Raw genomic sequence first — 13,464 nt, forward strand, 5'->3', positions numbered from 1 at the left:
ACTCCTAGGCCAACATTTTTTTTATACCTGTGGTCAAAATTATATTTTGATCCATAGGGGCTGGAATGACCACTTGAAATCATCAAAAAAAGCTGCTTAATTTTTCTCCTTTTTAATTTATTAATCAATCGGTTCTACAAATAACCTCCATTAACCCTTACAAAATCATACATTCTTTAGATAATCATCCTTTCTCCCCCCGCTTTTTCTAACTATATTCCAATATGAATACCATGAAAATTTTGCATATTTGTTATTAACCTGGTTCTGGGCCTATTAGCAAAAACCCTTTATTCCCTAAACTCCCCATGAAAAAGCAAGCTTGGCTGTTAATTTTCTTATTAGGATTCCTATTTGCATGCCAACAACAAGAAGACAATCAATTTAAAATAGGATTTTCCCAATGCGTAAGTAATGATGCCTGGAGAAGGGCAATGCATGAGGAAATGCAGAAGGAACTTTCCTTTTACCCTAACTTTGAGCTCCAAATCAAGGATGCCAAAGGCAACAATGAGCAACAGATAAAGCAAATACAGGAATTGGTCGATGAAGGGATTGACCTTCTTATCGTCTCCCCGAATGAATCCGATCCTATCACCCCAATCGTTGAAAAAGTTTTTGAAAGTGGGATTCCTGTCATTGTGGTGGATAGAAGAATTACTTCCAACCTCTATTCAGCTTATATCGGGGGAAATAATTATGAAGTAGGATTAACGGCAGGACAATACATCAAAAACCTGCTAAACGAAAAAGGTAACTTACTTGAAATATGGGGATTGAGAGGAAGTTCACCTGCCATCGAAAGGCACCGGGGTTTATTGGATGCCTTACAGGGCACCGAAATCCAGATTGTTGATCAGATCAATGGGGAATGGGAAAAAGACACTGCCAAAAACCGGTTAAAGAATTACCTTCTGGAAGATCAAATCCCTGAATTTGATCTTGTTTTTGGGCATAATGATGTCATGACAATTGGGGCCCATGAAGTATTTAAAAGCCTTTCCCTGCTTCCAAAAAAGTTTATTGGGGTGGATGCTCTTCCAGGTCCTTACGGAGGTATCCAGGCAGTTCATGACGGCATTCTAGACGCCACCTTTTTCTACCCTACCGGAGGGGACAAAGCCATCGAATTGGCGCAAAAAATCCTGAAAGGGGAACCTTATCAAAAAGAAAACATCCTTCAAACGGCTGTTTTGGATTCAACCAATATCAGGATCATGAAACAGCAAACCGATAAAATTATTGCCCAACAGGAGGATATTGCAAGGCAAAAAGAGCGGATTGATGTCCAAATGGAAATTTATAAAAACCAACGAATTTTCCTTTTTGGCTTTGGCCTAACCCTTTTTGTGGCTATTATTTCTTTGGCTTATGTATTTAAATCCCTTAGGGACAAACAGGAAATCAACGAAGAATTACGGGAAAAGAATAAACAGATCATGGATCAAAAAGATCAGGTCCTACAATTGTCCAAAAAAGCCGAAAAGGCTACCCAGCAAAAATTTGAATTCTTTACTAATATTTCCCATGAATTCAGAACCCCACTGACCTTAATCCAAGCTCCTGTAGATGAACTCCTGCAATCTAAAGAAGCTGCTCCCTTTAAAAGTGATTTAATGCTGATCCGGAAAAATACGGTCAGGCTGCTCCGACTAGTAAACCAGTTGATGGATTTCCGGAAGTTGGACCATGGAAAGATGAAGGTAAATGCTCAGGAACTAGACATTATTCCTTTTTTGGAGGAAATCCTCTCTGCCTTCCGGAAAACTGCCAAGAGCCATCAAATCAACCTTAAATTATTGACCGAAGACCGGACACTCCGCCTTTGGTTTGACCCTTTGATGCTGGATAAAGTCATGTTTAACCTCTTGTCCAATGCTTTTAAATTCACCCCGGACAAAGGTTCAATAATTGTAAAAGTTGAGGAGGACAAGCTCCATAACCAAGTAAAAATTATAGTAGAAGATTCTGGTAGCGGAATGTCACCTGAGCAGGCCAAACATATTTTTGACCGGTTTTACCAAGGCGAATCCAATAATCAAATGGGAACCGGACTAGGGCTTTCCCTTTCCAAAGAACTCATTCGCCTCCACCATGGAAAGTTACTGGTAAATAGTGAAATGGGAACAGGTACCCAATTTGAAATCCAACTTAAAATTGGAAAGTCCCATTTTGAGAAAAAAGAATTGGAAGAGCATCCCAATTATCAATATTATCCCACTGAGCAACTTACCTTTTTTAACGATAATGAAGAGAAAGAAGTCACTGACCCTGGCATAGATAAAAATCCAAAGCCTCAAACCGTCCTGATCATAGAGGATGAAACTGAAATTCGGGAATACCTTGCCAAAAAACTAGGGAAACATTATAATATCCTGGAGGCGGAAAGTGCTGAAATTGGCCTTTCCAAAGCAATGGATCAGGTACCCGACTTGATTACATGTGACCTAATGCTCCAAAATAAAGATGGTTTTCAGATCATTGAATCCCTCAAAAATGATTTGCGGACCTCCCATATTCCCATAATTGTCATCACCGCAAAAAGCTCCTTAGAGGAAAAAATTAAAGGCATCAAACTGGGTGTGGACGATTATATCACCAAACCTTTCAGTTTTTCCCTTGTCCTGGAAAGGGTAAAAATGCTTTTGGTCAGTAGACAAAAATTAAGGGAACACTATGTCCATGAGCTTCCTGTAGAAAAAAATGGCACCCCTACTGCCACACCGGACAAGAAGTTTATCAGTGATTTCACCTCCATTGTGGAAGAAAATATTGCCAACCCCCAATTTGGTGTCAATGACATTTGTGTTGCCATTGGTCTTTCCAGGGGCCAGCTTTACAGGAAGGTTAAAGCTTTGCTAGGTTACAGCATCAACGATTACATTAGTAAGGTCCGTTTAAAGAAAGCGAAGCATTTATTAATGACAGAAAATACCGCCATTGCAGACATTGCCTTCCAGGTGGGCTACACTACTTCTGCCTATTTTTCCACCGCGTTTAAAAACCATTTTGGAAACACCCCTTCTGAGTTCAGGGAAAAGCATCAGGATAGGTAATGAAAACTGAAACATTTTTGAAAAATTGGAACGTTTTTGAAACTTCTTCACCTTCAAAACCCTTTAAAAAAGCCCTTTAAACAGTATTTAAAGGGCTTTTTATATTGGCTCCCATAGATGCGCCAAATTTAAAAGTTTTTGATACAGTTTTATAATACCCTCTCCCTTTTTGATCATAGCTTAGTATCAACATTAAGCCATGAACAAAATAACCACATATTATTCCTCAAATTGCAAGATACTCATTCCTTTATTTGGAAGCGGCCATTACCCTTATATTATTACTGACTTTCAGTATTTATCAATAAGGGAGACAAGTTATTTCCCTGGTTATTTTTTTAAGCATATACCAGATTCTACCTCAAGCCAAATCTGTTACAAAATAAAACCTTGTATAAGGAGGTTTATGGCTATTTCTAAAGGCCATACAAAAAAGCGTGTATCAAAATCCATTTCCATTTTATTCTTTCTATTTCTTCCTCTATGGAAAACTCAAAAGGTGTTGAAAAGTGAATTGGAAGAAAAATGGATAAGAAGAGGCCTATTTATGGCCTGAAAATTTCACATAACAAATATTAATTAACCCTAAACCCAAAAATGATGAAGATGTAACGATAACAAAACAAGCAAAACAATTAAATCCAATTTTATGACCAAACTATTACAAGCATGAAAAGAATTTGTCACCATTTACTCTTAGCGGTGCTGTTTATGCCATTGATGGTAATGGCACAGGAAAGAACCATAACAGGAACCGTTTTTGATGCGGCAACCGACCAAACGCTTCCAGGAGTTTCCATCCTTGTCAAAGGAACCAATGAAGGTACCACAACAGACATTGAAGGAAAGTATTCTATTGAAGCTTCCGGAGAGGACCAACTTGTGTTTTCATTTATCGGTTACCAACCGGTCACCGAAATCGTAGGTAACAGAAGCGTGATTGATGTTACCCTGGAAGAAGATGTTTCAGAACTAGAAACCGTCGTGGTGGTGGGATATGGCAGCCAAAGAAAAGCTGACATGACCGGAGCCATAGTTGCGGTAGACCTTGACCCAATTGAAGGACAAAGCCGAAGTTCAGGTAACCCTATGCAAGCCCTCCAAGGCCGTGTACCCGGGCTATATGTGGAGAAATCCGGAGATCCTTCCGGATCCAGCAGCCGGGTATTGATCCGGGGTGCGACTACTTTGGGAAACAATGATCCATTATATGTCATCGACGGTGTGCCTACCAAAAGACAAGAGGTATTTGCCAGTCTAAATCCTGATGCCATTGAGTCCATTCAGGTCTTAAAGGATGCTTCTGCAGCCTCTGTGTATGGATCTAGGGCAGCCAATGGAGTAATCGTAGTCACCACAAAAAGTAAAGCTGGAGGCGGAGAACGGCTGAGCATCAACTTCAATTCCAATGTATCGGTATTGACAGAAAAACCTCAACGGTATGATATGCTCAATGCCCAGCAACGAGGAGAAGTCCTTTGGAGAGCTTCTGTCAATGATGGCGCTGATCCAGCTGGTGGATATGGAGAGATTTACGACTTTGACTGGAACATGGATTTTGACAATCCTGTCCTCAACAGTGTTACCGTTCAGCCATTTGTAGGCGGAAATCCAGATGTACCTGCCGGGGATACTGATTGGCAGGATGCCACCTATGAGACAGGTTATGTTTTCAATAATGAACTGACCATCTCTACCAACACAGAAAAATCTTCCCTGATGGTGAATTTGGGGCACCTGAAAAATACCGGTGTTTTAAAATATACCGATTTTGAAAGATATACCGCCCGGTTAAATGCCAACACTTATTTGTTCAATGATAAATTAAAGTTTGGCATCAATACCCAATTTTCCTCTTCCAATGAAACTTTGGCCTCTATTGATGTGGGTAGTGCTCCTACCCCTTCCCTGGCTATTACCTTGGCTCCTACCATTCCTGTATATGACAGTAATGGAGAATTTGCAGGACCTTTGGGATCCGGATATTCGGACCGGAACAACCCTGTTTTGATGCAATATCTGAACCGATGGGACAATACCCGGAAAAACAATTTCTACGGTAATGTATTTGCCGAATTGAATATCCTGGAAAATCTGACCTTTAAAACCAGTTTAGGCCTTGATTTCAGTGATTTTGCCAGAAAAGACATTGAGCCCAGAGTAAACAATGGCTTTATCACCAGAAGCAACAACCGCTTGATTTGGGATACCAATAAATTCACCAGTTTGGTATTTTCCAATACCTTAAACTATAAATTGGAGGCGGGCGAAAATCGCTTTGAATTTTTATTGGGGGTAGAATCCATCAAAGACGATTTTAACAGTATCTTGTCCATGGCAGATGGATTTGCAGTGGAAACGGAATCTTATTTTGTACTGGATGCCGCATCCGGGGCCAGAACAACCAATGGTTCCTCCACCGGAAATAGATTACTTTCCCAATTTGGAAAAATTAATTATGGGTTTGGAGACAAATACCTTGCATCCTTCACCTTGAGAAGGGACGGGTCCTCCAGGTTTGGTAGCAACAACCGGTATGGGATATTCCCAGCAGCCACCGCAGGTTGGAGGATCAGCCAGGAGGACTTTCTGAAAGGCAATGAGTTTATTTCCGACCTGAAACTCCGGGCAGGATATGGTGAAGTGGGTAACCAGGAAATTGGGGATTTGGCCAGGTTTGGATTATATGAATCCCGCTATGGCGCCAACCAGGCTCAAATTACAGGGGGATTCTTTGAGATCTACTACAATGTGGGTACTGCCTATGATATTAACGGAAACAACACGGGAAATTTACCTTCAGGATTCGTTTCCATCCAAGCCGAAAATCCTGACCTGAAGTGGGAAACTACCAAGGAATGGAACTTTGGGTTAGATTTTAGCCTGCTCGATTATGCTTTGACCGGTTCCTTTGATTATTTCACCCGGGAAACCAGCGATATCCTAACCACTCCTCCGATTGCCTCTGTAATTGGGGAAGGTCAGCAAAGGGTATTGAATGGTGCCACCACCAAAACCCGGGGTTGGGAATTGGCATTAAATTATTCCAGGACCTTGGATAATGGCCTCACTTTCGGTATAAACACTAATTTCGGTTCCTTTATGGATGAAATCACCGAACTGCCAGAAGAGGTAAGAGCAGCCTTCCCAGGTACTGCCCAAAATTCCATCATCGGCCATTCCCAATTCTCTATTTTTGGGTACAGATCTGATGGTTTGTTCCAAAGCCAGGAAGATGTAGACAACAGTCCTGATCAGGTAGGTGCCAGGCCAGGAGGTATAAAATTTCAGGATTTGAACAATGATGGAGTAATCGACTCCGATGACCGGGATTTTATAGGCACCACCCTCCCCGATTTGGAATATGGTATCGGAATCAACCTGAATTATAAATCCTTTGACTTTTCTGTATTTGGTTCAGGTGTTACCGGTAGAATCGGCCAGGACCCTTACATTTTCTGGAACAACTTTGTTCAAGGCCGGGAAAATGCCGGTTTGGGTGTACTAGATGCCTGGACGCCCCAAAATACCGATACGGACATCCCTTCCCTATCCCTTGCATTTAACGACCAAAGGGTTTCGGATTACCTTTACAGAAACAACTCCTATTTCAAAGTTAGAAATTTACAATTTGGATATTCCCTTCCTGAGGAACTGATCAGCCGTTGGGGTGGAATGACCAAGTTGCGGGTTTATTTCCAAGGGGAAAATCTGTTTTGGTTTACTCCAAAGGACTATATAGGATCTGATCCTGAACGGACTAATGTGGATAGAATACCTGTCCCCAGTGTGTATTCTTTGGGCGTTAATGTAAACTTCTAAAAAATGAATATCATGAAATACAATAATATATATATCCTAGGAATCCTGGCAACCTTTCTTTTGGGAGCATGTTCAGAAGACTTTTTGGAATATGAACCAAAAGGGGTATTGTCCAGTGATAATGTTACCACTGCCGATAATGCCGAAGCATTGGTGATTGCTGCTTATGCCGGCATCGGAAATGATGAAATGATCGGCCCGATTACACATCAATGGGTTTATGGAAGTGTAAGGTCCGATGATGCCTATAAAGGAGGTGGAGGCCGATCAGATTTGGATGTAATAGACCGTTACGAACAATACAATTTAACGATTCCCGATCAAGGGGATTTTTATGCTCCCAGAACCTGGACAAATCATTATAAAGCCATTTCCAGGGCCAACTTTGCTTTGAGTGTGATCAATGATATCCCTGATGCAGAATACCCCAACAAAACCATTCGTCAAGCTGAACTCAGGTTTTTGCGGGCTCATTCCCACTTTATGTTGAAGATTTTGTTCAAAAAGATTCCTTACATCACTGAGGATCTAGATCAGGATGAAATCGACCAGGTATCTAATGACGTTCCTAATGACGAATTGTGGAACATGATCGCAGATGATTTCCTTTTTGCTTTCAACAACCTTCCACAAGCACAGGAAGAAGTTGGGCGGGCAGACCGAAATGCAGCAGCAGCTTATCTGGCCAAACTTCGATTATACCAAGCTTATGAGCAGAATGAAAATCACCAAGTGGTCAACATCAATGCTTCCAGGTTGGAAGAGGTAATCACCTATGCAGATGAAGTAACCGGAAGTTTGGAACCGGACTTTGGTAACAACTTCCTGGATGGTTTTGACAATGGTCCTGAATCTATTTGGGCCGTGCAATTTTCCATCAATGACGGGACGATTGTCAGCCGGGTAAGCTTCGTCACAGGCTTAAACTCCCCTCATGGAACAGGGCTTTATGGCTGCTGTGGGTTCCACCTGGCCAGCCAAAACATGGTCAATGCATTCAAAACTGATGCTAACGGCCTTCCTCAGTTGGACACCTTTAATGATTCGGATATCTTCAATACCGTTGAACCCGATGGAACTACTCCAGAACTTTCAGGTGTAACCGTAGATCCTAGAATTGACCATACTGTTGGAATTCCTGGCAGACCTTTCAAATACAGAACAACAGTCAATGAAGAAGGAGACATGATCTATAACTTCAGTTGGGCAAGGGACCCCGGAGTTTATGGATATTTCGGAAATATGAAAGAACAACAAGCCCCTGACTGTTCCTGCTATGTAAAAGAAGGTCCCTTTATCGGAACCTCCAAAAATGTGGATTTCATCCGTTATGCCGATGTACTCCTTTTCAAAGCGGAAGCTTTGATACAGTTGGACCGCTGGGATGAGGCACTACCTATAATCAACCAAATCAGAGCACGTGCCGCGGCAAGTACACAAAGACCATTGGCTGCAGGAGCTACAGATGTCTATAATGTGGAACCATATGCTTCTTTCCCCAACAAGGAATTTGCCTGGAAAGCGCTCAAGTTTGAAAGAAGGTTGGAATTTGCAATGGAAGGCCACCGATTCTTTGACCTGGTGAGATGGGGTGAAGCCGAAGAGGTGCTCAATGCTTATCTGGATGATGAAAAAACCAAAAGGGACTTCTTATCCACCGCAGAATTTACCGCAGGCAGGGATGAGTATTATCCTATCCCCCAAAGAGAGATTGACTTTACCGGTGGGTTATATGTTCAAAACCCAGGTTACTAATATATATAATTGGGTTAATTAGAGTGTTTTTAAAGGAAATGCACGGACTTAAGGTCCGTGCTTTTTTCCTCTTTTCATAAACCTCATGCCCATCTAATAAAACTTCATTTTAATAACTTCCCTCCTTGATAACTACTTCCGGTTTTCCAAAAACTATAGAATCAATATATGGAATTCAACCAAAGTTTATCTTAGATGGAAAAAGACACAAAATTGAATACCGGACACAATTTCGTAAGGTATTCAAACTCAAAAAAACTAAGGAAAACGATTGTACAAGGCTCTTGGAGCCAAATTAGTCGGGTAAAATGGATATGCACAGAATTTAAAAGACTTTGATACAGTATTAAAAAATATTGGGTCCAATTCCTCCTAGTTTAGAGTCAACAATAAACCATGAACAAAGTAACCTTATATTACCCTCTAATCGTTTCCCTATCCGGGTTTCTTTTTGGGTTTGACACCGTGGTCATCTCTGGTGCCAATCTGCCATTGAAAAATCTTTGGGGAACTTCCGAATGGTTTCATGGTTTCGTTATTATGTCCGTAGCCCTTTGGGGAACTGTTTTGGGCGCCATTTTTGGTGGAATTCCCTGTAACCGATTTGGAAGAAAAAACACTTTATTTTGGATTGGGGTCCTATTTTTAATTTCAGCTTTGGGTACCGCTTTGGCCACAGACCCTTATGTATTTTCTTTTTATCGTTTTATTGGCGGACTGGCTATTGGAGCTTCCTCCATTGCTGCTCCCACTTACCTTTCTGAAATATCCCAAAACCACCACCGGGGTAAAACTGTCATTTTATTCCAAATCAATATTGTCATTGGCATCCTCGCTGCCTATACCTCCAATTATTTTCTCCAAGGGTTTGGGGGAAATAATGATTGGCGATGGATGTTGGGAGCGGAAGTGGTCCCCGCACTGATTTATTTAGGTCTGATCCTAAATATCCCTAAAAGCCCCCGCTGGCTGGTACTTTATCAACACAAGGATGAAGCAGCACATAAGATCCTTAAAAGGTTGTATTCAGAAACTGAAGCCAACCATATCCTGACCTCCATTCAAAAGGATCAGTTTGAATCAGCAACCATGCGATTGTTTTCACAGCAAAATCAGTTTGCCTTGATTTTGGCCTTTCTCATAGCCATTTTCAACCAACTTTCAGGGATTAACTTCATCCTATATTATGCCCCTGAAATAATAGAAAAAGCAGGCTTCATCACCAAGGAATCCTTATTGGGGACAGTATTTATCGGATTCACCAACTTGGTATGTACACTTCTGGGCATGTACCTTATAGATCTTGTGGGAAGGAAACAATTAATGCTAATCGGATCTCTGGGTTATATATTCAGTTTAAGCCTGATTTCTTTTGGGTTCTATACCGATATCAATCCTATGTATAAGCTGATGTCTATCCTCCTATTTATTGCCTCCCACGGGATTGGCCAAGGAGCTGTGATTTGGGTATTTATTTCTGAAATATTTCCCACCAAAGTTAGGGCTTTGGGACAATCATTTGGTTCTGGGGTGCATTGGAGCATGGCCGCATTGATCACCCTGTTTGGGGCGGTGCTGATCGAAAACCTGGCACCTTGGCAAATATTTATGATTTTTAATGGCTTTATGGTGCTGCAACTCCTATTTGTGATCTTCATCATGCCTGAAACCAAAGGCCTAAGCCTGGAAAAACTACAAAAAAGATGGCATGTCGATAAACCTATAAAAAATTAAATTATAAATTATGAATAAAACAAAACCATTTAATTCCATCTAAATTAACAATTATACCCTTAAATTATTACAAAAAAATAAATATGGGCTCCCTTGCTCTTGCCAAATTATTATCAAAACCTATTAACCTTTATTTAACCAGTTGGCAAGGCAGGTGGATGCCCTTAACCTAAAATAATCATGAAAAAATTTACCCAAATCATTTTGCCTTTTTTTTTCCTCCTTCAATTTGCATGTGCACAGGAAAAGAAAAATGAAAGCATGGAAGAAATTTCCCCTGCACCCTTTTCTGAAAAATTCCGTCCCCAATACCATTTTACCCCTCCATCCCAATGGATGAACGATCCCAACGGAATGGTTTACCTGGATGGGGAGTATCATTTATTCTACCAGCATTATCCGGACAGCAATGTTTGGGGGCCCATGCACTGGGGCCATGCCGTGTCTACCGATATGGTTAATTGGGAACACCTTCCCATAGCCCTTTACCCAGATAGCCTGGGCACCATATTCTCGGGAAGTGCCGTAATTGACCATAACAACACAAGTGGTTTAGGTGAAGAAGGAAAAGGGCCAATGGTCGCCATCTTCACCTACGACCATGAAACCATTGGTCAAACACAAGGGATCGCCTATAGTAATGATAAAGGAAGAACCTGGTCAAAATTTGAAGGAAATCCTGTCTTAGATAATCCCGGGATTCCTGATTTCAGGGACCCCAAAGTGAGTTGGTTTGAAACCGGAGAAGGGGAAGGAAAATGGATCATGACCTTAGCGGTCAAAGACAAAATCAGCTTCTACTCCTCCCCTGACCTGATCAACTGGTCCCATGAAAGTGATTTTAACCCGGATTGGGCAAGTTATGGGGGAGTTTGGGAATGCCCTGACCTCTTTGCCCTAAAAACACCCAGTGGAGAGGAAAAATGGGTTTTGATCGTCAGCATCAACCCAGGAGGTCCCAATGGAGGATCAGCCACCCAGTATTTTATTGGAAATTTTGACGGGTCCTCTTATACAGCGGATGGCCAGGAAATCAAATGGATAGATTATGGAACGGACAATTATGCAGGGGTAACCTGGTCCAACATACCTGAGGAAGATGGAAGAAGGTTATTTATCGGTTGGATGAGCAACTGGGACTATGCCACAATAGTGCCCACTTACGAATGGAGATCTGCTATGACCCTTCCCCGGAAATTGGAACTATTTGAAAATAATGGTGAAATGTTGATGGCTTCCCGTCCCGTTCAGGAGCTGCAGAACTTAAGGACTACCTCAGAAAATATAGAGAGCAACTCTGTGGAATTATCCCATAAGCTATACGAATTGGAACTTGGTAAAGAAGCCGGGCAAACAGCATCACTGACTCTCAGCAATGCAAAGGGGGATCAGGTAGTCCTTCGAATTGAAGAAGATCAAATTGTATTGGACAGAAGTAAGTCCGGTGATTTAAGCTTTTATGAGGGTTTTGGAAAGGTTCAAACAGCCCCAATTGATGGAATTCAAATCACTGACCTTAGTGTTTATGTGGATCGTTCCTCTGTTGAATTCTTTTTCAATAATGGGGAAAGGGTGATGACAGCCATCATTTTCCCGGGAAATTCTCTGACAAAAGTGGACTTGGAAGGGTTTGGTTCCCAAAACAAGGTACATTATCTGGAGTCCATTTGGGCTCAATAATGAAGCAAAATAAAATTTCAAATCACAGTTCTTCTGGTTAGCTTTATAAAGTTGGCCCCTAAATAACCTGATATGAAAAGTAAAAAGTACGTTATCTTTCTTTCCATTGTCGCTGCTTTGGGAGGTTTTTTGTTCGGATTTGACACGGCGGTAATTTCCGGTGCAGAAAGATTTATCCAAACCAATTGGCAGCTCAGTGACTGGACCCATGGTATGGCTGTAGCCATTGCCCTATACGGGACGGTTATCGGTGCCCTATTTGGGGGAATTCCCGCCGACAAATACGGAAGAAAAATTTCCCTTCTCTGGATTGGGATATTATACCTGGTTTCCGCCCTGGGGTCAGCCCTGGCCCCTGATGTGATCATCTTTATGATTTTCAGGTTTATTGGCGGCTTAGGTGTAGGTGCCTCCTCGGTAGTGGCCCCCATGTATATCAGCGAAATTGCCCCCGCCAAAAACAGGGGTGTACTGGTCGCCCTCTTCCAGTTTAATATCGTCTTTGGAATCCTGGTAGCGTACTTTTCCAATTATTTGATAGAAACGGCCAACCTACCTGAAAGCTGGAGATGGATGCTTGGGGTAGAAGCTATCCCTGCATTAATATATTCAATTTTGATTGCCAAAGTTCCCAAAAGCCCCCGTTGGCTTATCGCCCATCAAAACAACGTGGAAGAAGCCCGTAAAATCCTGACCAAAACAGATCCCGAAGGAGTAACCGAAGCCATCCGTTTGGCTATTGAGGAAAGGGAAAGGGAAAAAGACAAAGTGGGTTTTGGCACCTTATTCCATGGGAAACATATGAAAATGACCTGGTTGGCCATTTTGATTGCCATGTTCAACCAGCTTTCAGGTATCAATGCCATCATTTATTTTGCCCCAAGGATCTTTGAAATGGCAGGTATTGCCTCAGAAAATGCCCTTTTGTCTACCATCGGCATTGGAGCCGTTAATATGGTGGCCACCATGATGGGACTGTACCTTATAGACCGGATTGGAAGGAAAAAATTGATGTATATCGGTTCTTTTGAGTATATTCTTTCCCTGGGATTGATTGCTTATTCCTTTTTTGGAGGGCAAATTGGTGCTGAATTATTGCCTCTTTTTGTCTTTATGTTCATTGCCTCCCATGCCATTGGACAGGGTAGCGTGATCTGGGTTTTCATTGCAGAAGTATTCCCCAATGAAATAAGGGCTTACGGACAATCTTTGGGCTGTTTTACCCACTGGATTTTGGCCGCAGTGATTGCCAATATCTTCCCCTTCTTTGCTAATGAATTTGGACCTGGAAGCATCTTTTCATTCTTTGCTGTCATGATGATACTTCAATTGATATGGGTAGCCACCAAAATGCCTGAAACCAAAGGAAAGTCCCTGGAAGAAATTCAACAAGACTTGATCAAAACACATGGATAAT

Annotated in this window: 6 protein-coding genes; all 6 read left to right on the top strand. The window is 41.7% G+C overall.

All coding sequences use genetic code 11. The features are described 5' to 3' along the window. Window positions 1-308 precede the first annotated feature (308 nt). The 6 genes from QWY93_RS01140 to QWY93_RS01165 all read left to right on the top strand — a co-directional run bounded on the left by QWY93_RS01140 (window position 309) and on the right by QWY93_RS01165 (window position 13,463). Complete coding sequence (locus QWY93_RS01140) at window positions 309-3,056, top strand: substrate-binding domain-containing protein (RefSeq protein WP_290246362.1); 2,748 nt, start codon at window positions 309-311, stop codon at window positions 3,054-3,056. A 669-nt stretch (window positions 3,057-3,725) separates the two neighbouring features. Then, a complete protein-coding gene (locus tag QWY93_RS01145; protein WP_290246363.1) occupies window positions 3,726-6,878 on the top strand; it encodes a SusC/RagA family TonB-linked outer membrane protein in 3,153 nt (1,050 codons plus the stop codon). Window positions 6,879-6,890: 12 nt separating this feature from the next. Continuing rightward, window positions 6,891-8,633, top strand: coding sequence for a RagB/SusD family nutrient uptake outer membrane protein (locus tag QWY93_RS01150; RefSeq protein ID WP_290246364.1), 1,743 nt, complete (start codon window positions 6,891-6,893; stop codon window positions 8,631-8,633). Between the two features lie 396 nt (window positions 8,634-9,029). Further along, on the top strand, window positions 9,030-10,367 hold the full coding sequence (locus QWY93_RS01155; protein ID WP_290246365.1) for a sugar porter family MFS transporter: 1,338 nt from the start codon (window positions 9,030-9,032) through the stop codon (window positions 10,365-10,367). A gap of 180 nt (window positions 10,368-10,547) precedes the next feature. After that, window positions 10,548-12,047 carry a glycoside hydrolase family 32 protein gene (locus tag QWY93_RS01160; protein ID WP_290246366.1) on the top strand — a complete coding sequence of 500 codons (1,500 nt, stop codon included), beginning with the start codon at window positions 10,548-10,550 and terminating at the stop codon, window positions 12,045-12,047. A 72-nt stretch (window positions 12,048-12,119) separates the two neighbouring features. Continuing rightward, window positions 12,120-13,463 (top strand): sugar porter family MFS transporter, encoded by a 1,344-nt coding sequence (locus QWY93_RS01165; protein ID WP_290246367.1) that lies wholly within the window; start codon window positions 12,120-12,122, stop codon window positions 13,461-13,463. Window position 13,464: the final 1 nt, after the last annotated feature.

This window comes from Echinicola jeungdonensis, assembly GCF_030409905.1.
Classification (GTDB): domain Bacteria; phylum Bacteroidota; class Bacteroidia; order Cytophagales; family Cyclobacteriaceae; genus Echinicola; species Echinicola jeungdonensis.